Here is a 21,214-nt window from a genome sequence, read left to right as displayed (position 1 = left end):
CATTTTGTGGAGCCGGGTATGAGTCAGCATTTCCAGCACGATGTCCTAGTGATCGGCAGCGGGGCCGCCGGCCTGACGTTGGCCTTGACACTGCCCTCGCACCTGAGGATTGCCGTGCTGAGCAAGGGCGAACTCTCCCAGGGCTCCACCTTCTGGGCCCAGGGTGGAGTCGCGGCCGTGCTGGACGACACCGATACTGTCGAATCCCATGTCGAGGATACCCTGGTGGCCGGCGCCGGGTTGTGCCGCGAGGACGCGGTGAAATTCACCGTCGAGCACAGCCGCGAGGCGATCCAGTGGCTGATCGAACAGGGCGTGCCCTTCACCCGCGACCACGAGCCGGGCCGCGAGGACGGCGGTTTCGAATTCCACCTGACCCGCGAGGGCGGCCATAGCCATCGGCGCATCATCCACGCGGCCGATGCCACCGGCGCCGCCATCTTCAACGCACTGCTGGAACAGGCACGGCAGCGGCCAAACATCGAGTTGCTGTCGCAGCGGGTCGCCGTGGACCTGATCACCGAGCAGAAACTCGGGATGGATGGACAGCGCTGCCTGGGTGCCTACGTGCTGGACCGCTCCACCGGCGAAGTCGACACCTTCAGCGCGCGCTTCACCGTGCTCGCCTCCGGCGGCGCCAGCAAGGTCTACCTCTATACCAGCAACCCGGACGGCAATTCCGGCGACGGCATCGCCATGGCCTGGCGTGCCGGCTGCCGGGTCGGCAACCTGGAGTTCAACCAGTTCCACCCGACCTGTCTGTACCACCCCCAGGCCAAGAGCTTCCTGATCACCGAAGCGTTGCGCGGTGAAGGTGCGCTGCTGCGCCTGCCCAACGGCGAGCGCTTCATGCCGCGTTTCCACGCACTGGGCGAACTCGCCCCGCGCGACGTGGTGGCACGCGCCATCGACCACGAGATGAAGCGCCTGGGCATCGACTACGTCTACCTGGACATCAGCCACAAACCGGCCGAGTTCATCCGCGAGCATTTCCCCACCGTCTACGAGCGCTGCCTGGACTTCGGCATCGATATCACCCGCGAGCCCATCCCGGTGGTGCCGGCGGCACACTACACCTGCGGCGGCGTGGTGGTGGATTCCCAGGGCCGCACCGACGTGCCGAACCTCTACGCCATCGGCGAGACCACCTTCACCGGCCTGCACGGCGCCAACCGCATGGCCAGCAATTCCCTGCTGGAATGCTTCGTCTATGCCCGCTCTGCCGCGGCCGACATCATCGCCGAGCTGCCCAAGGCGCAGGAACTGGTCGCGCTGCCCTGCTGGGATGCCAGCCAGGTCACCGACTCGGACGAGGACGTGATCATCGCCCACAACTGGGACGAGTTGCGGCGCTTCATGTGGGACTACGTGGGCATCGTGCGCACCAACAAGCGCCTGGCGCGCGCCCAGCACCGGGTGCGCCTGCTGCTGGACGAGATCGACGAGTTCTACTCGAACTACAAGGTCAGCCGCGACCTGATCGAGCTGCGCAACCTGGCCCAGGTCGCCGAGCTGATCATCCTCTCCGCCATGCAGCGCCACGAAAGCCGCGGCCTGCACTATACGTTGGACTATCCGGACCTGCTGCCCGAGGCCCGCGACACTATCCTGGCGCCGTCCACCTATTGCGGCTGAAGCGCAGCCGCACACGCAGGCGCCGGTGCAACTCCGGCGCCAACGCATCGGCCGGCACGCAGACACTGCGCGCCAGCCAGTCCCCAGGGCGACGAAACCGCAGGACGATCAACGCCGGCAGCGCCAGGCTGTCCGGCATCAACTGCACCGGTTCAAACCCCTCCCGCTCGCTCCACAATTGCCAGCCCTCGGCGTTGTGGCGCAGCGCACGCACCGAATCCGGCGCGCGCAATAGAATCCGCCCAGGCACAACCCAGCAGGCATGCAGCAGGCAGAGGCTCAGACCGAAGGTTTTCCAGTGAAGGGGAATGTCTGCTAGCAGCAGCGCCAGGACGGCACCGGATTGCGCGACGAGGTAGGCCGCGAGCAAACCGATGGACGGCTGCCAGCGGCACTCGAAGGGGTCACTTCGGCTGGACACGGTCCAGGATCATGCGAACGATGATGCGCAGGTCGGCATCTTCCGGCTCGCCGCGCTGCATGAACCAGCCGAACATGTCCTGGTCCTCGCACTCCAGCAGCTTGCGGAAGCGCGCCTGATCATCGGCGGGCAGCCCCGGATAGACTTCCTGGACAAAGGGCACCAGCAGCACGTCCAGTTCCAGCATGCCGCGGCGGCTGTGCCAGAAAAGGCGTTTGAGTTCGGTTTCGTCGGTCATCTGCGGGGCACCTCGATTAACAGCGGGCGAATACGTCTTGTCGCTCGCGAAGTCGACGGACGGCGCGAGCCGAGCGGCATTATACGCATGCTCGGCCCACCCGGCACCCGCTGACAAGGCTGGGCCTGGGCTCTATCATGAGGCCCCTAACTTTCTTCCAGCGAATCGTGATGACCGACTCTGCTTTCTACACCGAACTCAATCACGAAGGGATTCTCGCCGTCCGTGGCGCGGACGCGGCCAAATTCCTCCAGGGCCAGCTGACCTGCAACCTCAATTACCTGAATGCCGAGTACTCCAGCCTCGGCGCCCGCTGCACGCCCAAGGGCCGCATGACCTCCAGCTTCCGCATCCTCGCCGAGGGCGAAGGCTTCCTGCTGGCCATGGCGAATGACCTTGTGGACAGCCAGCTGGCGGACCTGAAGAAATATGCGGTGTTCTCCAAGGCGACCCTCTCCGATGACAGCACCCAGTGGGCGCGCTTCGGCCTGAGCGGTGCGGACGCTGTCCTCACCGAACTGGGACTGAACCTTTCCGGTGCAGCCGACCAGGTGGCGCGGGCCGACGGCCTGATCGCCATCGGCCTGGGCCAGGGCCGCGTCGAATTCTGGGCGCCGGCCGAGCGCGCCGCCGCCATCGCCGACCTGCTGCAGGCCCGCCTGCCCCATGCCGAGCTCAACGACTGGCTGCTCGGCCAGGTTCGCGCCGGGGTCGGCCAGGTATTCGGCGCCACCCGCGAGCTGTTCATCCCGCAGATGATCAACCTGCAGGCCGTGGGCGGCGTGAGCTTCAAGAAGGGCTGCTACACCGGCCAGGAAATCGTCGCGCGCATGCAGTACCTGGGCCGCCTCAAGCGTCGTCTGCAGCGTCTGAAACTCGACGGCGCCGAACTGCCGGAGCCGGGCCGCGAACTGTTCTCGCCGGTGCACTCCACCAGCGTCGGCGAAGTGGTGCTGGCTGCGCGCGCAGCCGATGGCGTGGAGCTGCTCGCCGTGCTGCAGGACGACGCCGCTGCCGACGGCAATGTGCGCCTGGGCGAGGACCAGCCCCTGCGCCTGCTGGATCTGCCTTACGTTCTGGACAGCGACCGCGAGATCCAGCGCTGACTTTCCGTGCCGGGCGGGGAGCCCGGCTTTCCCTGAAGGACACTGCATGAGCAAGCTTGCCGAAAAAGTACAACAGGAACTGCTGCGAGCCATCGACAACGATGAACTGGTGCTGCCAACGCTGCCGGAAGTCGCCCTGCGCGTCCGCGAGGCTGCGGAAGACCCGGACATCAGCATCCAGGACCTCAGCAAGGTGATCGGCAACGACGCCGCGCTGACCGCGCGCATCATCAAGGTGGTGAACAGCCCACTGCTGCGCACCAACAAGGAGATCAACGACCTGCAGATGGCGATCAGCCGCCTGGGGATCAACTACACCTGCAACCTGGCCACAGGTCTTGCCATGGAACAGATGTTCCAGGCCACCTCCGACGTGGTCGACCGCAAGATGCGCGAGGTGTGGAACAAGAGCACCGAGATCGCCGGCATCTGCCATGCACTGTGCCGCCATTACACCCGCCTGGCGCCTGACCAGGCGACCCTGGCCGGCCTGGTGCACCAGATCGGCGTACTGCCCATCCTCACCTACGCCGAAGAGCACAGCGAACTGCTGGCCGACTCCATCAGCCTCAACCACGTGATCGAGCGCATCCACCCGATCATCGGCGACCGCATCCTCAAGGCCTGGGACTTCCCGGCGCCGATTGCCGCCGTGCCCGGCCAGCACCTGGATTTCAGCCGCGACTCGGCCAAGGTCGACTACGTGGACATCGTCCAGGTCGCTACCCTGCAGAGTTACCTCGGCAGCCAGCACCCCTATACCGAGCTGGACTGGGCGACCATTCCGGCGTTCGCCAAGCTGGGCCTGGACCCGAAGGCGGACGTGAAGGAAGACGAAGACCTCTCCGCCGCCATGGAAGCGGCCATGAGCATGTTGCAGTAATTCTGGAGATCGGCGCGAATCGAAACCGATCGCGGACAGAGTCCGCTCCTACGCCAGGTTCAACCTCCGGGTAGGAGCGGCCTCCGTCCGCGATATCTTCGCCCAACCCAGGAGCCCGCCCCTACCGGCGGGTTTCGCGTTTCTGGCTCAGGCGTTTTCCGCCGGGAAGGTCACCCGCACCAACAACCCGCCCAACTCGCCCTGGCCCAGCTCGATGCGGGCGCGGTGTGCGCTGCAGATCTCGCCGACTATGGCCAGCCCCAGGCCGGTGCCCTGCTGGCGGCGGCGGTAGAAGCGGCGGAATACCTTGTCGCGCTCATCCGGCGGAATGCCCGGGCCGTCGTCCTCGACTTCCAGCTCCGCCGGCGAGCGCACGCGGATGATCACATTGCCGTCCGCCGGGGCGTGGGCGATAGCGTTGTCCACCAGGTTACTGAGCAGCTCGTTGAGCAGGGTCGGATCGCCCTTCACCCACGCCGGTTCGTCCGCCTCCAGGGCCAGCGCCACGCCGCGCGAATACGCCAGGGGTGCCAACGCAAGGCCCAGCTCGCGGGCCAACTGGCCCAGTTCGATGCGCTCCCCCGCGCCTTCGGCGATGGCGCGGGCGCCACTTTCCACGCGCGCCAGGGACAGCAACTGGTTGGCCAGCCCGGTCACCCGGTCAGTGTTCTGCACGGCGTCTACCAACGTGGCGCGCCACTGCTGCGGGTCCTGCTCGCGCAGGCCCAGTTCCAGCCGCGCCTTGAGCGCCGCCAGCGGTGTACGCAATTCGTGGGAGGCTTCGGCGATGAATTGCGACTGGCGATCGAACAGCCCGCGCAGGCGCACGGTGAAGTGGTTGAGCGCCGCCACCAGCGGACGCAGCTCCTTCTGCACACGGACTTCCGGCAGTGGCCGCAGATCGTCCGGCTGGCGTTCTTCCACCGCGTCGCGCAGCCGGTCGAGCGGGCGCAGACCGGCACTCACCGCATACCAGACCATCATCAGCGCGGCGATGGCCGACAGCGCGAGGTTGAGCAGGGTGTCGGTCAGCAGGTTGCGCGCCAGCCGCTCGCGGGCGCCCAGGGTTTCGGCGACGCGAATTTCCGCCATGCCGCTGACCGTCGGCTGGCTCACCGGCTGCAACAGGCTGACCACCCGCACGCCCTGGCCTTCGTAGGTGGCGTCGTAGAACTTGGCCAGCGCCGGGTAGTCGTCCGTGCGCGGCGTGGTCGGCAGCGGCGCAGGAAGATTCTCATAGCCGGAGATCATGTGTCCCTGGGGGTCGATCACCTGGTAGAAGATGCGCCCGGCGCTGTCGTACTCGAAGCTGTCCAGCGCCACGTAGGGCACATTGGCGCGCAGCGTTCCGTCGCTGGCGTAAAGACCATCGGCGATGTCCCGCGCGGAAGCCAGCAGGGTGCGGTCATAGGCAATGTCAGCCGCGTGCCGGGCGCGCCAGTAAGTTGCCGCGCTACCGATCAGCAGCAGCACCAGTAGCAGACCGCCGAGGCGCCAAAGCAGGCGCCCGCGCAGGCTGCCCGTGCCGGGCAGCATCCAGCGCCGTTCAGCCATCCCGGGCCTCGAGCAGGTAGCCCAGGCCACGGAAGGTGACGATGCGCACCGAGCTGCCTTCGAGCTTCTTGCGCAGGCGGTGGACGTAGATTTCGATGGCGTCCGCGCTGGCGTCCTGGTCCAGGCCGAACACCTGCGCCGCCAGTTGTTCCTTGCTCATCACCCGACCCGGCCGGGCAATCAGGGCTTCGAGCACGGCCTGCTCGCGGGAGGTCAGGTTCATCGCCTGCTCGGCCAGGGTGAAGCGCCGTGCGCCGAGGTCGTAGACCAGTTCGCCACAGCGCTGCTGCTGTTCGCCGCCGAGCACGCTGCGGCGCAGCAGCGCCTTGACCCGAGCCTCCAGCTCGGTGAGCTCGAAGGGTTTGGCCAGGTAGTCATCGGCGCCCAGGTTCAACCCGTGCACGCGGTCGCGTACTTCGCCACGGGCGGTGAGCATCAGCACGGGGAGGGTCTTGCCGCGCTCGCGCAGGCGCGCCAGCACCTGGAAGCCGTCCAGCCGCGGCAGGCCGACGTCGAGGATCGCCAACGCATAGTCCTCGCTGGCCAAAGCCAGGTCAGCGGCCACGCCGTCCTGCAGCAGGTCCACGGTCCAGCCGGCGCCCTTGAGCGCCTGGGCGACGCTTTCGCCGAGCTGCGGATGGTCTTCAACCAGGAGTATTCGCACGGATTTCTACCCTCGGACTACAGGTTCGGGCCGGCAGTTTACCCATCCGCGCGCCGCTGTGAATGGAGGAAATTCGCCGAAATCACTGCGAAAGGAGACTGAAAGCCTGGCGAAAGCTTAGTCCGTTAGCATCGCCAACGAGCCGCCTCCCAACCCCGATTTTTCAGCGCCCATTGCCCAGGCGCATCGGCGGGAGCAGCGGACTCGACGACGGCAAAGACCGTCAACAGAGCGGAAGGCGGCGTGGTGCCCTTTCGCGACAACAACAAGAACGGAGACCACAGATGCCCACCGCCCGGCCTTTGGCTGCACCGGCTTTCACCAAGCCCAGCTCCCGCTGTCTGCCCCCTGCCCTGCTGGCTTTCGCCGGCGTCGCCCCGCTGTGCGAAGCCGCCGGCTTCCTCGAAGACAGCAGCGCCACGCTCAGCACCCAGAACATCTACTTCAACCGTGATTTTCGCGACGGCGCCGGCCAGTCCAAGCGCGAAGAATGGGCGCAGGGTTTCATCCTCGATTTCCAGTCCGGCTACACGCCCGGCCCCCTCGGCGTCGGCCTCGATGCCATGGGCATGCTCGGCCTGAAGCTGGACTCCTCGCCCGACAGAACCGGCACCGGCCTGCTGCCGACCCACGATGACGGCCGCGCGGCCGACGAGTACAGCAAGCTCGGCCTGACCGCCAAGTTCAAGGCTTCCGAGACGGAGTTGAAAGTCGGCAGCCTGATCCCCGACCTGCCGACCCTGCAACCCAACGACAGCCGCCTGTTCCCGCAGACCTTCGAGGGCGGGCTGCTCAACTCCACCGACCTGCCGGGCCTGAACTTCACCGGCGGGCGCCTGGAGAAGGTCAAGGACCGCGACTCCACCGACTGGCAGGACCTCGCGCTGAACAACAAGAACCGCCGCTTCTCCGGCGGCAGCGCCGAGGGCAAGCATTACGACCTGGCCGGCGGCGACTACAAGTTCACCGACAACCTCACCGGCCGTTACCACTACGCACAGCTGGACGAGGTCTACCGCCAGCACTTCGTCGGCCTGCTCGCCAGTTACCCGCTTGGCCCCGGCAAGTTCAGCGCCGACGTACGCATGGCCATCAGCGACGACCAGGGCGAGGCCCGCGGTGGCGAGATCGACAACCGCGCCTTCAACGGCATGCTCGCCTACGCCCTGGGCGCCAACAAGTTCAGCCTCGGCTGGCAAAAGATGAGCGGCGACAGCGCCTTCCCCTACATCGATGGCAGCAACCCCTACCTCGTCAACTTCGTCCAGGTCGGCGACTTCGCCGAGACCGACGAACGCTCCTGGCAGGTGCGCCACGACTACGACTTCGCCAAGCTCGGCCTCCCCGGCCTGACCCTGATGAATCGCTACATCAGCGGTGACAATGCCAAAATCACCGGCATGGACGGCCACGGCAAGGAATGGGAGCGCAACACCGACATCAAGTACGTGATCCAGAGCGGCCCGCTCAAGGACGTCGCGGTGCGCGTGCGTAACGCCACCTACCGCTCCAGCTTCGCGCGGGATGCCGACGAGACGCGTATCTACCTCAGCTACTCCCTGGCGATCTGGTAAACCGACAACAACAAGAGAGGAATCGCACCATGTCCACCGTCCTGCGCAACCTGACCCTCGCCGGCGCCACCCTGCTCGCCGCGAGCCAACTGATGGCCGAGCCCAAGCGCCCGGAATGCATCGCCCCCGCCTCCCCCGGCGGCGGTTTCGACCTCACCTGCAAGCTGGCGCAAAGCGCCCTGGTCGACGAAAAGCTGCTGACCAAGCCGATGCGCGTCACCTACATGCCCGGCGGCGTCGGTGCCGTGGCCTACAACGCGGTGGTCGCCCAGCGTCCGGCCGACGGCAACACCATCACCGCGTTCTCCAGTGGCTCGTTGCTGAACCTGGCCCAGGGCAAGTTCGGCCGCTTCGACGAGAACGCCGTGAAGTGGCTGGCCGCCGTGGGCACCAGCTACGGCGCCATCGCCGTGCCCAGCGACTCGCCCTACAAGAACCTCGGCGACCTGGTGGCCGCGCTCAAGACCGACCCGAGCAAGGTGGTGATCGGCTCCGGCGGCACCGTCGGCAGCCAGGACTGGATGCAGACCGCACTGGTCGCCAAGGCCGCCGGTATCGATCCGAAGCAGCTGCGCTACGTCGCCCTGGAAGGCGGCGGCGAGATTGCCACGGCGCTGCTGGGCGGGCACATCCAGGTGGGCAGCACGGACATCTCCGACTCCATGCCGCACATCCGCGCCGGCAAGATGCGCATCCTCGCGGTATTCGCCGAAGAGCGCCTGAAGGATGAAGGCATGACCGACATCCCCACCGCCAAGGAACAGGGCTTCGACATCGTCTGGCCGGTGGTGCGGGGCTTCTACGTCGGGCCAAAGGTGAGCGACGAGGACTACCAGTTCTGGAAGGCCTCCTTCGACAAGCTGCTGGCTTCCGAAGACTTCGCCAAGCTGCGTGACCAGCGCGAGCTGTTCCCCTTCGCCATGACCGGCCCGGAACTGGACGCCTACGTGAAGCAGCAGGTCGCCCAGTACAAGCAGCTGGCCCGCGAGTTCGGCCTCATCCAGTAACGCCCCGAGCGGCGCCGCCTTCAGCGAAGGCGGCGCCAGGAGACTCACCATGTCCCGTACCAGCCTCTTCCAGCGGCTGTTCGCCGGCGCCTGGCTGTTCGCCTGCGTCGCCTTCGCCCTGATCGCCTGGCAGCTGCAGGCACCCTTTTCCTACGAACCGGTCGGCCCGCGCGCCTACCCGCTGCTCTGCCTCGGCCTGATGGCCGCCGGCCTGGCCTGGCTGATCGTGCGGCCCACGCCGATCAAGCGCGAGGACGACGAGCCCGCGCTGGAGGGCGCGCTGCTGGGCAAGGTGGTGCTCTGCGTCGCCCTGCTGGCGGTCTATGCCGGCCTGTTCGAACCGCTGGGCTTCATCCCCGCCAGCGCCCTGATCGGCACGTTCATCGCGCTGATCTACGGCGGTCGTCCGGCGGCCAGCGTGGTCACCGCCACCCTGCTCGCCGTCGGCCTGTACCTGCTGTTCGACCGCGCCCTGGATGTCCCGCTGCCGCTGGGCATTCTCGAACCCCTGCTCTGAGGAAAAGACGATGGATACCTTGAGCTATCTCGGGCAGGGCTTCGGCGTTGCCCTCTCGCCCTACAACCTCATTACCGCGCTGATCGGCACCCTGATCGGCACCGTCGTCGGCCTGCTGCCCGGCCTGGGCCCGATCAACGGCGTGGCCCTGCTGATCCCGGTCGCCTTTGCCCTCGGCCTGCCGCCGGAGTCGGCGCTGATCCTGCTGGCCGCCGTCTACCTGGGCTGCGAGTACGGCGGGCGGATTTCCTCGATCCTGCTGAACATCCCCGGCGAAGCCTCCACCGTGATGACCACCCTCGACGGCTACCCCATGGCCCGCAACGGCCTGGCCGGCGTGGCCCTGTCGCTGTCGGCCTGGAGCTCGTTCATCGGCGCCTTCATCGCCACCTGCGGCATGGTGCTGTTCGCCCCGCTGCTTGCGAAATGGGCCATCGCCTTCGGCCCGGCGGAGTACTTCGTGCTGATGGTCTTCGCCATCGTCGCCCTGGGCGGCCTGGCCGGCGACCGACCGCTGAAGACGCTGCTGGCGGCGCTGCTCGGGCTGTTCCTTTCCAGCGTCGGGATCGACGCCAACAGTGGCGTGTACCGCTTCACATTCGACAACATCCACGTTTCCGACGGCATCCAGTTCGTGGTGCTGGTACTGGGGCTGTTCTCGGTCAGCGAAATCCTCCTGCTGCTGGAGAAGACCCACCACGGCCACCAGATGGTGAAGGCCAGCGGGCGCATGTTGTTCAACGTCAAGGAAGCCGCCGCGGTGTTCGTGGTCAACCTGCGTTGCGGCCTGCTCGGCTTCATCATGGGCGTGCTGCCCGGCGCCGGCGCGACACTGGCCAGCGCCGTGGCCTACATGACCGAGAAGAAGCTGGCCGGCGACACCGGCAAGTTCGGCAAGGGCGACATGCGCGGTCTGGCGGCGCCGGAGACCGCCATCGGCGGCGCGGCATGCGGCGCCCTGGTGCCCATGCTGACCCTCGGCGTTCCCGGCTCGGGCACCACCGCGGTGATGATCGGCGCGCTCAGCCTGTACAACATCACCCCCGGTCCGCTGCTGTTCCAGGAACAACCGAACATCGTCTGGGGCCTGATCGCCTCGCTGTTCATCGCCAACGTCATGCTGATCATCCTCAACGTGCCGATGGTGCGGGTATTCACACGCATCCTCTCGGTGCCGAACTGGGCGCTGGTGCCGGGCATCGCGATCATCACCGCCATCGGTGTGTACGCCGTGCACGCCACCACCTTCGACCTGTTCCTGATGGTCGCTATCGGCATCCTCGGCTACATCCTGCGCAAGCTGGACTTCCCGCTGTCGCCGCTGCTGCTGGGCTTCATCCTCGGCGGGCTGATGGAACAGAACCTGCGCCGCGCGCTGTCCATCTCCAACGGCGAGCTGGGCATCCTCTGGTCCAGCCCCATCGCCATCGGTACCTGGGCGCTAGTCGCGCTGATGCTCGGCCTGCCGCTCTACCGCGCCTGGCGCAAGCGCTCCCGCCGCTCCCACGAGGCAGTGGCCGACGCCGCATAAAAGCTAACCACGCTCGCCGCGTCGAGACACGCGGCGACTTTCAAGGCCCGCCTTCGTGCGGGCCTCTTTTTTGTGCGGATCAGGAAGCGCTTGAGACGCGCAGTGAAATCGTCCAGCGCTCGCCACTTACAGGCTGGGTGCAGACGACTTCCACAACCCTGCCGGTGAGCTCGCGCCCGTCCGGCGCGAACAAGCGAATCTTCCCCCAACGGGTATCCAGCGGCACCGAACAGCGGGCAACAAGGGTCTTGAGATTGGGTTCGGCGACGGTCCAGCGCGCCTTGCTGCGGGCATTCTCGGCAGCTACGAAAGCACGGGCCGCCTGGTCGATTTCGTAAAGGCCGTGAATGGCGTCGTTGGAACGCCACTCCTCGAGAGAAGAACCGGCGGCGAGGCAGTCCATGCTGAGCACCATGCCCGGCAGGATCGCCACCCATGCGCGCCGGAGCATCGGCATCACACCGGCGGCAGCGACCAGTCGATGGGCGTCAGGCCGTGCTGTTCGAGGAACTTGTTGGTGCGGCTGAAGTGGCCGTTGCCGAGGAAGCCGCGGTAGGCCGACAGCGGCGACGGGTGCGCGGACTTGAGCACCAGATGCTTCTGCGCGTCGATCAGTTTCTGCTTGCTCTGCGCGTGGGAGCCCCAGAGGAGGAACACCAGGTTCTCGCAGCGCTGGCTGACCACTTCGATCACCTTGTCGGTGAACGGCCCCCAGCCGGCCTGGGCGTGGGAGCCGGCACGGGCTTGCTCGACGGTGAGCGAGGTGTTGAGCAGCAGCACGCCCTGCTCGGCCCAGTGCTGCAGGTAGCCATGATTGGGGATCGGCAGGTTGAGGTCGCGTTGCAGCTCTTTATAGATGTTCTGTAGCGACGGCGGCGTCGGCACGCCCGGCTGCACCGAGAAGCACAGGCCGTGGGCCTGGCCGGGGCCGTGGTACGGGTCCTGGCCGATGATGACGACCTTGATACGCTCCAGCGGTGTGCTGTTCAGCGCGTTGAAGATCAGCGGACCGGGTGGGAAGATCACCTTGCCGGCGGCCTTTTCCGCGCGCAGGAATTCCCCCAGCTGCTTCATGTAGGGCTTTTCGAATTCCTCGTGGAGGGCTTCTTTCCAGCTGGGTTCCAGCTTGATCCGGTCTTCGTTGGTCATGGTGCGTCTGCCTGGTGAAACGAACCGGCACGCTAAGCAAGCGCCCCGGCCAAGTCAAGGTGACTTGTGCCGAGCCGCCCACGCACCCGGCAAGCGCGGCGCACCACTGCCCAGGCCTGCAAGAGTCCACGCCGCGACAGCCACCGTCAGCCCCAGGTGGAACAGCTCGCGGCGCGGTACGCCGGCCAGTTCGCCACGGGTGCCGATCAGCAGGCCGCTGCCGATGAACAGCAGCGCCCCCAGCAGCGCCAGCGCATGGCGCCGCGAGCGACCGGGCCAGGCGATGAACAGCAAGGCGATCAGGTTGCTGACCAATGAAAGCTGCGCCAGGAATACCAGCAGCACGCCGATCACCAGCGCCACCAGCTGCCGACCGGGGCCCCCGGAAAGACGGCCGAGCGCGATCAGGGGCAGGCCCACGGCACCGGACACCACACTCGCGATGTGGTGCGCGCCGGCCAACCCGGCGACGCCGCCATATTCCAGCGCGCCCAGCAGCGCCGCGATGCCAATGGACAGAAACCCCAGCGCGCGCCAGCCCATCGGCTCGCGCTGGGCGAGCCAGGCGGCGACGGTGCAGGCCAGGGTGAGCAGCAGTTCGGCGATCACGGGCAACATCGGGCAGTCCTTCTTCCTGTCGTGGCCGCAGACTAGCGAGCCATCGCAGAAAGCGCACGGTCGAGCACGCCAGCGTGGGCGACGGCACGCGCCATCCTGCGTCCATCGACCACGTCCGGATTCGACCAAAGGCCAATGGGAGTGGCCGGCCAGTCTGTGCACAGTCCCCTCTTCGCTTCACCCGCCAATAAGAACAACAGGGAACGAACATGCGCTTTCTGACTGCCGCACTCTCGCTGGTGGCTACCCTCAGCTGCCTGGCGCAAGCCGCCGAACCGATCAACCTCGGCCTCAATTACCCCCGCACCGGCTCCTACAAGGAAGAAGGTCTCGCGCAGATGCGCGGCGCGCTGCTGGCCATCGACGAGATCAACGCCCAGGGCGGTGTGCTCGGCCGGCCGCTGCATCTGCTGAGCAAGGACGACGCCTCGCGTCCGGAAAAGGCCCTGCGCAATATCGACGCCATGGCCGCCGACGGCGCGGCAATGTTCTTCGGCGGCGCCTCCAGCGCGGTGGCCATCGCCGCTGGCGAGAGGGCGGCGCAGAAGAAGCTGCTGTACTTCGGCACCCTCACCTATTCCAACGACACCACCGGCAAGGACGGCCAGCGCTACCTGTTCCGCGAGTGCAACAGCGCCTGGATGAGCGCCCGCGCCTTGGGCAGCTACCTGGACCGCACGCTGCCGGACAAGCGCTACTTCTATGTCACCGCCAACTACACCTGGGGCCTGACCACCGAAAGCTCGCTGCGCCACTACACCGGTACCGAGGACGCCGCGCGGCACCCGTCGATCAAGGTGCCCTTCCCCGGCGCGCGCCTTTCCGATTACCGCGATGCGCTGACCCAGGCCGCCGCGAGCAAGGCCGACGTGCTGGTCCTGGCATTGTTCGGCGAGGATCTGGTGCACGCCATGCGCATCGCCGACGAACTGGGCCTGACGCGCAACCACCAGATCATCGCGCCCAATCTCACCCAGAGCATGGTCGAGCTGGCCGGCCCCGGCCTGATGCAAGGCGTGATCGGCACCGAACCCTGGACCTGGCAGGTGCCCGCGCGCGAAGGTTCGGCGCGCGGACAGGCCTTCGTGCGCGATTTCACCCAGCGTTACGGCGTCTATCCCGCCAGCTCCGCCGCCTCGGCCTACAGCATCGTCTACCAGTGGGCCGACGCCGCCAAGCGCAGCGGCAGCCTGGACAGCGATGCGCTGGTGAAGGCGCTCGAAGGCCATCGCTACAGCCTGCTCAAGGGCGAGCAGCAATGGCGCGACTTCGACCACCAGAACATCCAGCGCGTCTACGTGGTGAAGGTGAAACCGCGCGACGAAGTGATGCGCAGCCCGCTGCACCAGGACTATTTCGAGATCGTCGAGCACATGGACGGCCCCGAGGCCGCCCCGACTCTCGCCGAATGGCAGGCCGAGCGCCGCGCCGCGGGCAAGCCGCTGACCCTGCAATGACTCAGCCGGTATGCAATGCCCGGTAGTGACTGGGCGCCATGCCCACCACGCGCTTGAACAGACGCGAGAAGTAATAGGCATCGGCATAGCCGAGCTGCTCGGCGACCTGGCGCACTTCCAGGTTGCCCTGGTCGAGCAGTCGGCAGGCGTGGGTCATCTTCAGGCGGATGAAATCCTGGATCGGCGCCTGGCCGGTCAGCGCGCGATAGGTCTTGGCGAAGTGGAAGCGCGACAGGCGGAACTGCGCGGCCAGCTCATCGAGGTTCAGCGCATCGTGCAGGTGCTCGCGCATCATCGCCTGCACCGCCTCCACGTCCAGCACCCGCCCGGACTTCAGCCGCGCCCGCGCCGGGCGCAGGGCCAGCGAGGTCAGCAGGCTCTGCAGCAGGTGGGCGGCGTGGATGAAGTGCGGCAGGCTCAGGCCCTGGCGGCGCAGCGCCAATAGCGCGTCGAACTCTCCCAGAAGGCGCGGCTGCACACCTACGCGCAGGCGCGGCGACTTGCCCAGCGGGCGCAGGAAGTCCTCGGCCAGCCGGCCTTCCAGGTGCACCCAGAAGATCGACCAGGGTCGCTGGGGGTCGGCCCCGTAGGCATGGGCGCGCCCCTTGGGCAACACCAGCAGATCGCCACCGGCGACCTCGAATCGTCCATCCGCCGTTTCCAGCCAGCCCTGCCCGGCACTGCAGTAGATCAGCAGGTGATCATCCGGGCTCTCCCGCTCCATACGATGCCCGACCGCTGCGGGGTAATACCCCAGGGCCAGCGGATAACACGCCTGACCGAGCGGATGGCGGTCCAGCGCACGGCGCAGGCGCGGTGGGGTGATGAAGCGCACGCCCTGCTGCGGCAGTGGCCAGGTGGAAATCAGTGGACGGGACATGAGCAGGCATCCGGGATCTGCAATGCCAAGATCGTCCATCCCCAGCACAAGATCGTCAATCCACAGCAGCCGGCGCAACGGCTATAACCGAAGGACTCTTTACCCAAGAGCCTCTTCGCCCAAGAGCGCGCGCGCCACAAGCGCGAAGCGGTAGCCAACAAGAACAACAGAGGTAGCTGCATGCATTTCGATCTGTCCGAAGAACAACGCCTGCTGGTGGACAGCGCCCGCGCCTTCGCCAGCCGTGAGCTGGCGCCCCACGCCGCCGACTGGGACCGCCAGCACCACTTCCCGGTGGAAGTGATCCGCCGCGCCGCCGAGCAGGGCTACCTGGGCCTGTACATCGCCGAGGAAGACGGCGGCCTGGGCCTGTCGCGCCTCTCCGCTTCGCTGATCTTCGAGCAACTGGCCGCCGGCTGCGTCGCCACCACCGCCTATATGACCATTCACAACATGGCCAGCTGGATGCTCTCAAGCTTCGGCGACGCCGCGCTCAAGGAGCAGTGGCTGCCAGGGCTGATCGGCGGCGAATTGCTCGCCTCCTACTGCCTGACCGAACCGGACGCCGGCTCCGACGCCGCGCGCCTGCGCACCCGCGCCAAACGCGACGGCGACGACTATGTGCTCGATGGCGCCAAGACCTTCATCTCCGGCGCCGGCTCCACCGACGTGCTGATCGTCATGGCACGCACCGGGGAGGAAGGCGCCAAGGGCATCTCCTGCTTCCTCGTGCCGGCCAACGCTGAAGGCATCCGCTATGGACGCAACGAAGACAAGATGGGCTGGAAGGCGCAGCCGACCCGCACCATTACCTTCGAAGGCGTGCGCATCCCCGCCGGCAACCGCATCGGTCCGGAAGGCCAGGGCTTCGTCTACGCCATGAAAGGCCTGGATGGCGGCCGGCTGAACATCGCCAGCTGCTCCCTCGGCGCGGCCCAGGCGGCGCTGGAGCAATCGCTGCGCTATGTGGAGGAACGCAAGCAGTTCGGCAAGGCGCTGGCCGAATTCCAGGCCCTGCAGTTCAAGCTCGCCGACATGCTCACCGACCTTACCGCCAGCCGGCAGATGGTGCGCCTGGCCGCGCACAAGCTGGACCACAAGGACGGCGAGGCGACCCTCTACTGCGCCATGGCCAAGCGCTTCGCCACCGACCGCTGCTTCGCCCTGTGCAACGAGGCGCTGCAGCTGCACGGCGGCTATGGCTACCTCAACGACTACCCGCTGGAGCGCTGGGTGCGTGACAGCCGCGTGCACCAGATCCTGGAAGGCACCAACGAAATCATGCGCGTCATAGTCGCCCGCCGCCTGCTGGAACAGGGTGGGATGCTGGACCGCCTGCTCTGACCCGAATTCCGCCGATCACTGGAAAAACCGCCCGCCCGCGCGGGCGCAATCGAACAGATCGGACATGGACGCGTGCCGCCGCGCACACCTAGAGTCCATGCCCATGACCGACAAGGAGATGCCCATGAGCAACGCCATCGAGCCCTACAAGCCCGGAGTCTTCGACCTGACCCACAAGCTGACGGTGGAAAAGCACGGCCATACCGCGCTGATCACCATCAACCACCCGCCGGCCAACACCTGGGACCGCGACTCGCTGATCGGCCTGCGCCAGGTGATCGAACATCTGAACCGCGACGACGACATCTACGCCCTGGTGGTGACCGGCCAGGGCCCGAAATTCTTCTCTGCCGGCGCCGACCTGAACATGTTCGCCGACGGCGACAAGGCCCGTGCCCGCGAGATGGCCCGCCGCTTCGGCGAAGCCTTCGAGGCGCTGCGCGACTTCCGTGGCGTGTCCATCGCCGCGATCAATGGCTACGCCATGGGCGGCGGCCTGGAATGCGCCCTGGCCTGCGACATCCGCATCGCCGAGCGTCAGGCGCAGATGGCCCTGCCCGAAGCGGCCGTGGGCCTGCTGCCCTGCGCCGGCGGCACCCAGGCGCTGCCCTGGCTGGTCGGCGAAGGCTGGGCCAAGCGCATGATCCTCTGCGGCGAGCGTGTCGATGCCGACACCGCGCTGCGCATCGGCCTCATCGAGCAGATCGTCGATACCGGCGAAGCCCGCGGTACCGCGCTGCTACTGGCGGCCAAGGTAGCGCGGCAGAGCCCGGTGGCGGTGCGCACCATCAAGCCGCTGATCCAGGGCGCCCGCGAACGCGGTCCGACCACCTGGCTGCCGGAGGAGCGTGAGCGCTTCGTCGACCTGTTCGACGCCGACGACACTCGCGAGGGCGTGAACGCCTTCCTGGAAAAACGCGACCCGCACTGGCGCAACCAATAAGGCCCCGACCATGAATGTGATGTTCGAAGAACGCCCTGGCCTGCATGGCTTCCGCATCGGCGTGGTGACGCTGGATGCGGAAAAGAGCCTGAACGCCCTGAGCCTGCCGATGATCGAGGCGATGAACCACCAGCTGCGCGTCTGGCAGGACGATCCGCAGATCGCCTGCGTAGTGCTGCGCGGCAACGGCGGCAAGGCCTTCTGCGCTGGCGGCGACGTGCGCAAGCTGGTCGATGCCTGCCGCGAGAAACCCGGCGAGGTGCCGGAACTGGCCCGCCGCTTCTTCGCCGACGAGTACCGCCTGGACTATCTCATCCACACCTATTCCAAACCGCTGATCTGCTGGGCCCACGGCTACGTGATGGGCGGCGGCATGGGCCTGATGCAGGGCGCCGGCGTGCGCATCGTCACCCCGAGCAGTCGCCTGGCCATGCCGGAAGTGAACATCGGCCTGTACCCCGATGTCGGCGCCAGCTGGTTCCTCGCCCGCCTGCCCGGCCGCCTTGGCCTGTTCCTGGGGTTGACCGCGACGCAGATGAATGCCCGCGACGCGCTGGACCTGGACCTCGCCGACCGCTTCCTGCTCGACACCCAGCAGGAAGACCTGATCGAAGGCCTGGTGCAACTGAACTGGCGCGAACAGGCCGACGTGCAGCTGCACAGCCTGCTCCAGGCGCTGGAGCACGAAGCCCGTGGCGAAATGCCCGAAGCCCAGCTGCTGCCGCGCCGCGCTCGCCTGGATGCGGTGCTGGACTGCGCCAACGTCGCCGAGGCCTGGAACGCGCTGACCGCGCTGACCCAAGACGAGGACGCCCTGATCGCCCGGGGGGCGAAAACCCTCGCCTCGGGCTGCCCGCTGACCGCTCATCTGGTCTGGGAACAGATCCGCCGCGCGCGCCATCTGTCGACTGCCGAAGTATTCCGCATGGAGTACGCGATGAGCCTGAACTGCTGCCGCCACCCGGAATTCCCCGAAGGCGTGCGGGCCCGGCTGATCGACAAGGACAACACCCCACACTGGCACTGGCCGGATATCGCTGCCATACCTGTTGCTGTGGTGAGTGCGCACTTCGACGCGACCTGGGAGGGCGAGCATCCGCTGGCGGACCTGTAGCCCCTGCCGTCCCCCTGCCGCAGCGTAGGGCGCATAACCTGGAACAGGTTATCCGCCGCCCACCTGAGCGGCGGATAACGCTTGCGCGTTATGCGCCCTGCGAGAGCCGCCGCCCGGAGCTGGCATGACATCTCCGGGCGCTGGAGTGCTCTGCGGTCCAACAGGAGGAAACCAGCATGCAAACCATCGCCTTCATCGGCCTCGGCCACATGGGCGCCCCCATGGCCGCCAACCTGATCAAGGCCGGCTACCTGCTGCGCGTGTTCGACCTGGTGCAGAGCGCCATCGACGGCCTGATCGCCCAGGGCGCCAGTGCCGCGCGCAGCGCCCACGACGCGGTGGACGGCGCCGACGTGGTGGTCACCATGCTACCGGCCAGCCAGCACGTCGAAGGGCTCTACCTCGGCAATGAAGGCCTGCTGGCGCACATCGCCCCCGGCACCCTGGTGCTGGAATGCTCCACCATCGCCCCGGCGTCCGCGCGCAAAGTCCACCAGGCCGCTGCCGAACGCAGGATTCCCATGCTCGACGCCCCGGTCTCAGGTGGCACCGGCGGCGCCATCGCCGGCACCCTGACCTTCATGGTCGGCGGCGACGCACAGGTGCTCGAACGCGCCCAGCCGGTCTTCTCCGCCATGGGCCGCAACATCTTCCACGCGGGTGGCGATGGTGCCGGACAAGTGGCCAAGGTGTGCAACAACCAGCTGCTCGCCGTGCTGATGATCGGCACCGCCGAATCCCTCGCCCTCGGCGCCGCCAATGGCCTGGACCCGGTGGTGCTGTCGGAGATCATGCGCCGCAGTTCCGGCGGCAACTGGGCGCTGGAGGTCTACAACCCCTGGCCCGGCGTGATGGAGAACACCCCGGCCTCGCGCGGCTACACCGGTGGCTTCATGGCCGCACTGATGACCAAGGACCTCGGGCTCGCCCAGGAAACCGCCCAGGTCAGCGGCAACAGCACGCCCATGGGCAGCCTGGCCCTGGCGCTGTATCGGCTGCTGGTGAGACAGGGCCATGGCGAACAGGACTTTTCCGTCATACAGAAACTCTTCGATTCCTAGGCTCATGCCTGGAAGTCCGAAGAGGTGCTGAATCAGACTGGCCAGCCTTTCCCAAGCTGTACCCTTGGCGGCCCTCTTGAAGCACTTTCTGTCGCACTACCGTTTCCGCCTGCTGCTCAACAGTGTTCTGCTGGTGCTGCTGGTGTTGTCGATCCCCTCTCCGCCCCTGCTGCTGGAGCTGGGCAGCCTGCTATTGCTGGTCCTGGCCGGCATCAATACCGTGCGTAGCCACCACCGCTGGTTCCACTTGATTTGCGCCATGGGCACGCTGAGCCTGTTCATGACCTTCGTTCCCCCCAGCTGGCACATCCATCCTTTCCTGAAACGCGGCATTCCGCAGATCGCCTTCCTCCTGCTGCTGGTCGTCAGCATCTTCCACCGGGTCACCCAGCAGCGGCCGGTCACCCGCGAGCTGCTCTATGGCCTCTGCGCGCTGTACCTGAACTTCGTGCTGGCTTTCGCCCTCACCTACAACCTGATCGAACGTCTGAATCCCCACAGCTTCGTGTCCGCCAACGGCCCGCTGGACATGGCCAGCTTCGTCTACTTCAGCATGATCACCCTGACCACCATCGGTTACGGCGACATTGTCCCGGTACACCCTTTGCCGCGCCTGCTGGCGGGCAGCGAGGCCATCATGGGGTCATTGTTCATCGCACTGGCCGTGGCGAGGGGGTTGAGCCTGATGACCGACGACAGCAAGGACTGATTGTGAAGCCAGGCTTACGAGTGCATGCCCTCAACCCCTCTTTATCGTCAACCGCCCCCAGCCGAAGATGAATCACCCGCCGCCCAGGCGCGGCACTCCATCCCCACAAAGGTGATTCCATGAACATTGCCCTGATCGGCGCCACCGGCCACGTCGGCCATTACTTCCTCGAAGAAGCCCTGCGCCGCGGCCACCAGGTGACCGCGCTGGTGCGCGACCCGGCGAAACTGCCGGCGCGCGATGGCCTCAACGTCGTCCAGGCCGACGTCTACGACCCGGCCCAGGTCGCCCGTGCCGTCGCCGGCCAGGACGCCGTGGTCAGCGCGTTCAACGCCGGCTGGGGCAACCCGGACATCCGTGGCGCCCACGCCAGGGGCAGCCGCGCCATCCTCGACGGCGTGAAGGCCGCCGGCGTGAAGCGCCTGCTGGTGCTCGGCGGCGCCGGCAGCCTGGAAATCGCCCCCGGCCAGCGCCTGGTGGACAGCCCGGAATTCCCCGAGCAGTGGAAACAGGGCGCGCTGGGCGCGGCCGACGCGCTGGAGCAGCTGCGCGCGGAGAAGGACCTGGACTGGGCCTTCCTCAGCCCGGCCATGCTGCTCGACGGCGAAACCCGCACCGGCAGCTTCCGCGTCGGCGGTGACCAGGTGCTGTTCGATGACAAGGGCGAAAGCCGCATCTCCCTGCCGGACCTGGCGGTGGCGATGCTCGACGAGGCCGAGCAGGCCAACCATCACCAGCAGCGGTTTACCGTGGCGTATTGAAAAACAGAAAGCCCCGCTCGGATGCGGGGCTTCCAGGCGCCATGGGGA

At 66.9% G+C, this 21,214-nt stretch carries 22 protein-coding genes; 14 read left to right on the top strand and 8 right to left on the bottom strand.

Annotation, left to right across the window (positions count from 1 at the left end; genetic code table 11):
- Nucleotides 1-18: 18 nt before the first annotated feature.
- Nucleotides 19-1,635 carry an L-aspartate oxidase gene (gene nadB, locus MJ122_RS22200; RefSeq protein ID WP_088417752.1) on the top strand — a complete coding sequence of 539 codons (1,617 nt, stop codon included), beginning with the start codon at nucleotides 19-21 and terminating at the stop codon, nucleotides 1,633-1,635.
- Here nadB and MJ122_RS22195 read toward each other — a convergent pair.
- Both MJ122_RS22195 and MJ122_RS22190 read right to left on the bottom strand, forming a co-directional pair.
- A complete protein-coding gene (locus MJ122_RS22195) occupies nucleotides 1,604-2,056 on the bottom strand; it encodes a protein YgfX (RefSeq protein ID WP_088417751.1) in 453 nt (150 codons plus the stop codon). The two genes, nadB and MJ122_RS22195, sit on opposite strands and share 32 nt — an antisense overlap.
- Nucleotides 2,040-2,294, bottom strand: a complete 255-nt coding sequence (locus MJ122_RS22190) for a succinate dehydrogenase assembly factor 2 (RefSeq protein ID WP_024765533.1) — start codon at nucleotides 2,292-2,294, stop codon at nucleotides 2,040-2,042. Before MJ122_RS22190 ends, MJ122_RS22195 begins: the two co-directional genes overlap by 17 nt.
- A gap of 170 nt (nucleotides 2,295-2,464) precedes the next feature.
- On the opposite strand from MJ122_RS22190, the gene MJ122_RS22185 reads away from it, so the two are divergent.
- Both MJ122_RS22185 and MJ122_RS22180 read left to right on the top strand, forming a co-directional pair.
- Nucleotides 2,465-3,400: a folate-binding protein YgfZ gene (locus MJ122_RS22185; protein WP_239746055.1), complete on the top strand. Its 936-nt coding sequence runs from the start codon at nucleotides 2,465-2,467 to the stop codon at nucleotides 3,398-3,400.
- Between the two features lie 46 nt (nucleotides 3,401-3,446).
- Nucleotides 3,447-4,283, top strand: coding sequence for an HDOD domain-containing protein (locus tag MJ122_RS22180; RefSeq protein ID WP_088417749.1), 837 nt, complete (start codon nucleotides 3,447-3,449; stop codon nucleotides 4,281-4,283).
- Between the two features lie 147 nt (nucleotides 4,284-4,430).
- Here MJ122_RS22180 and MJ122_RS22175 read toward each other — a convergent pair whose 3' ends face one another.
- Nucleotides 4,431-5,816 carry a sensor histidine kinase gene (locus MJ122_RS22175; protein ID WP_239746228.1) on the bottom strand — a complete coding sequence of 462 codons (1,386 nt, stop codon included), beginning with the start codon at nucleotides 5,814-5,816 and terminating at the stop codon, nucleotides 4,431-4,433.
- A gap of 13 nt (nucleotides 5,817-5,829) precedes the next feature.
- Nucleotides 5,830-6,501, bottom strand: coding sequence for a response regulator (locus tag MJ122_RS22170; protein ID WP_015476079.1), 672 nt, complete (start codon nucleotides 6,499-6,501; stop codon nucleotides 5,830-5,832).
- A 284-nt stretch (nucleotides 6,502-6,785) separates the two neighbouring features.
- On the opposite strand from MJ122_RS22170, the gene MJ122_RS22165 reads away from it, so the two are divergent.
- From MJ122_RS22165 to MJ122_RS22150, 4 genes are read left to right on the top strand one after another with little or no spacing between them, the layout of a single operon-like run.
- Nucleotides 6,786-8,075, top strand: a complete 1,290-nt coding sequence (locus MJ122_RS22165; protein WP_239746054.1) for an OprD family porin — start codon at nucleotides 6,786-6,788, stop codon at nucleotides 8,073-8,075.
- A gap of 29 nt (nucleotides 8,076-8,104) precedes the next feature.
- Nucleotides 8,105-9,082: a tripartite tricarboxylate transporter substrate binding protein gene (locus tag MJ122_RS22160; protein WP_088417746.1), complete on the top strand. Its 978-nt coding sequence runs from the start codon at nucleotides 8,105-8,107 to the stop codon at nucleotides 9,080-9,082.
- A 49-nt stretch (nucleotides 9,083-9,131) separates the two neighbouring features.
- Nucleotides 9,132-9,599 (top strand): tripartite tricarboxylate transporter TctB family protein, encoded by a 468-nt coding sequence (locus MJ122_RS22155; protein ID WP_239746053.1) that lies wholly within the window; start codon nucleotides 9,132-9,134, stop codon nucleotides 9,597-9,599.
- Nucleotides 9,600-9,609: 10 nt separating this feature from the next.
- Complete coding sequence (locus MJ122_RS22150; protein WP_239746052.1) at nucleotides 9,610-11,130, top strand: tripartite tricarboxylate transporter permease; 1,521 nt, start codon at nucleotides 9,610-9,612, stop codon at nucleotides 11,128-11,130.
- A gap of 79 nt (nucleotides 11,131-11,209) precedes the next feature.
- On the opposite strand, the gene MJ122_RS22145 is transcribed toward MJ122_RS22150, so the two are convergent.
- From MJ122_RS22145 to MJ122_RS22135, 3 genes are read right to left on the bottom strand one after another with little or no spacing between them, the layout of a single operon-like run.
- On the bottom strand, nucleotides 11,210-11,533 hold the full coding sequence (locus MJ122_RS22145) for a hypothetical protein (RefSeq protein WP_239746051.1): 324 nt from the start codon (nucleotides 11,531-11,533) through the stop codon (nucleotides 11,210-11,212).
- A gap of 53 nt (nucleotides 11,534-11,586) precedes the next feature.
- Nucleotides 11,587-12,279: a uracil-DNA glycosylase gene (gene ung / locus MJ122_RS22140; protein ID WP_239746050.1), complete on the bottom strand. Its 693-nt coding sequence runs from the start codon at nucleotides 12,277-12,279 to the stop codon at nucleotides 11,587-11,589.
- A gap of 54 nt (nucleotides 12,280-12,333) precedes the next feature.
- Nucleotides 12,334-12,897 carry a hypothetical protein gene (locus MJ122_RS22135; RefSeq protein WP_239746049.1) on the bottom strand — a complete coding sequence of 188 codons (564 nt, stop codon included), beginning with the start codon at nucleotides 12,895-12,897 and terminating at the stop codon, nucleotides 12,334-12,336.
- 209 nt (nucleotides 12,898-13,106) lie between these two features.
- On the opposite strand from MJ122_RS22135, the gene MJ122_RS22130 reads away from it, so the two are divergent.
- Nucleotides 13,107-14,354 (top strand): ABC transporter substrate-binding protein, encoded by a 1,248-nt coding sequence (locus MJ122_RS22130; RefSeq protein ID WP_088417740.1) that lies wholly within the window; start codon nucleotides 13,107-13,109, stop codon nucleotides 14,352-14,354.
- Between the two features lies 1 nt (nucleotide 14,355).
- Here MJ122_RS22130 and MJ122_RS22125 read toward each other — a convergent pair whose 3' ends face one another.
- Nucleotides 14,356-15,234, bottom strand: a complete 879-nt coding sequence (locus MJ122_RS22125; RefSeq protein WP_088417739.1) for an AraC family transcriptional regulator — start codon at nucleotides 15,232-15,234, stop codon at nucleotides 14,356-14,358.
- A 180-nt stretch (nucleotides 15,235-15,414) separates the two neighbouring features.
- On the opposite strand from MJ122_RS22125, the gene MJ122_RS22120 reads away from it, so the two are divergent.
- The 6 genes from MJ122_RS22120 to MJ122_RS22095 all read left to right on the top strand — a co-directional run bounded on the left by MJ122_RS22120 (nucleotide 15,415) and on the right by MJ122_RS22095 (nucleotide 21,166).
- Complete coding sequence (locus MJ122_RS22120) at nucleotides 15,415-16,578, top strand: isobutyryl-CoA dehydrogenase (RefSeq protein ID WP_239746048.1); 1,164 nt, start codon at nucleotides 15,415-15,417, stop codon at nucleotides 16,576-16,578.
- A 124-nt stretch (nucleotides 16,579-16,702) separates the two neighbouring features.
- Nucleotides 16,703-17,521 (top strand): enoyl-CoA hydratase, encoded by an 819-nt coding sequence (locus MJ122_RS22115; RefSeq protein ID WP_239746047.1) that lies wholly within the window; start codon nucleotides 16,703-16,705, stop codon nucleotides 17,519-17,521.
- Between the two features lie 10 nt (nucleotides 17,522-17,531).
- Nucleotides 17,532-18,635, top strand: coding sequence for an enoyl-CoA hydratase/isomerase family protein (locus tag MJ122_RS22110; protein ID WP_239746046.1), 1,104 nt, complete (start codon nucleotides 17,532-17,534; stop codon nucleotides 18,633-18,635).
- 176 nt (nucleotides 18,636-18,811) lie between these two features.
- A complete protein-coding gene (gene mmsB / locus MJ122_RS22105) occupies nucleotides 18,812-19,696 on the top strand; it encodes a 3-hydroxyisobutyrate dehydrogenase (protein ID WP_239746045.1) in 885 nt (294 codons plus the stop codon).
- 76 nt (nucleotides 19,697-19,772) lie between these two features.
- Nucleotides 19,773-20,405, top strand: a complete 633-nt coding sequence (locus MJ122_RS22100) for a potassium channel family protein (RefSeq protein WP_239746044.1) — start codon at nucleotides 19,773-19,775, stop codon at nucleotides 20,403-20,405.
- A 119-nt stretch (nucleotides 20,406-20,524) separates the two neighbouring features.
- Nucleotides 20,525-21,166, top strand: a complete 642-nt coding sequence (locus MJ122_RS22095; protein ID WP_239746043.1) for an NAD(P)-dependent oxidoreductase — start codon at nucleotides 20,525-20,527, stop codon at nucleotides 21,164-21,166.
- The last annotated feature ends 48 nt before the right edge of the window (nucleotides 21,167-21,214 follow it).

The sequence above is a fragment of the Pseudomonas sp. DP-17 genome (assembly GCF_022380625.1).
GTDB classification, from domain to species: domain Bacteria; phylum Pseudomonadota; class Gammaproteobacteria; order Pseudomonadales; family Pseudomonadaceae; genus Pseudomonas; species Pseudomonas nitroreducens_A.
The sequence above is the reverse complement of the archived record's forward strand: the minus strand, read 5'-3'. Positions and strand labels throughout refer to the sequence as shown.

Coding starts and splice junctions, on each gene's coding strand:
- MJ122_RS22095 (WP_239746043.1), top strand. CDS start 20,525: ATGAACATTGCCCTGATCGGCGCCACCGGCCACGTCGGCCATTACTTC.
- MJ122_RS22130 (WP_088417740.1), top strand. CDS start 13,107: ATGCGCTTTCTGACTGCCGCACTCTCGCTGGTGGCTACCCTCAGCTGC.
- MJ122_RS22135 (WP_239746049.1), bottom strand. CDS start 12,897: ATGTTGCCCGTGATCGCCGAACTGCTGCTCACCCTGGCCTGCACCGTC.
- mmsB (WP_239746045.1), top strand. CDS start 18,812: ATGCAAACCATCGCCTTCATCGGCCTCGGCCACATGGGCGCCCCCATG.
- MJ122_RS22180 (WP_088417749.1), top strand. CDS start 3,447: ATGAGCAAGCTTGCCGAAAAAGTACAACAGGAACTGCTGCGAGCCATC.
- MJ122_RS22110 (WP_239746046.1), top strand. CDS start 17,532: ATGAATGTGATGTTCGAAGAACGCCCTGGCCTGCATGGCTTCCGCATC.
- ung (WP_239746050.1), bottom strand. CDS start 12,279: ATGACCAACGAAGACCGGATCAAGCTGGAACCCAGCTGGAAAGAAGCC.
- MJ122_RS22155 (WP_239746053.1), top strand. CDS start 9,132: ATGTCCCGTACCAGCCTCTTCCAGCGGCTGTTCGCCGGCGCCTGGCTG.
- MJ122_RS22115 (WP_239746047.1), top strand. CDS start 16,703: ATGAGCAACGCCATCGAGCCCTACAAGCCCGGAGTCTTCGACCTGACC.
- nadB (WP_088417752.1), top strand. CDS start 19: ATGAGTCAGCATTTCCAGCACGATGTCCTAGTGATCGGCAGCGGGGCC.
- MJ122_RS22145 (WP_239746051.1), bottom strand. CDS start 11,533: ATGGACTGCCTCGCCGCCGGTTCTTCTCTCGAGGAGTGGCGTTCCAAC.
- MJ122_RS22160 (WP_088417746.1), top strand. CDS start 8,105: ATGTCCACCGTCCTGCGCAACCTGACCCTCGCCGGCGCCACCCTGCTC.
- MJ122_RS22125 (WP_088417739.1), bottom strand. CDS start 15,234: ATGTCCCGTCCACTGATTTCCACCTGGCCACTGCCGCAGCAGGGCGTG.
- MJ122_RS22120 (WP_239746048.1), top strand. CDS start 15,415: ATGCATTTCGATCTGTCCGAAGAACAACGCCTGCTGGTGGACAGCGCC.
- MJ122_RS22185 (WP_239746055.1), top strand. CDS start 2,465: ATGACCGACTCTGCTTTCTACACCGAACTCAATCACGAAGGGATTCTC.
- MJ122_RS22150 (WP_239746052.1), top strand. CDS start 9,610: ATGGATACCTTGAGCTATCTCGGGCAGGGCTTCGGCGTTGCCCTCTCG.
- MJ122_RS22190 (WP_024765533.1), bottom strand. CDS start 2,294: ATGACCGACGAAACCGAACTCAAACGCCTTTTCTGGCACAGCCGCCGC.
- MJ122_RS22165 (WP_239746054.1), top strand. CDS start 6,786: ATGCCCACCGCCCGGCCTTTGGCTGCACCGGCTTTCACCAAGCCCAGC.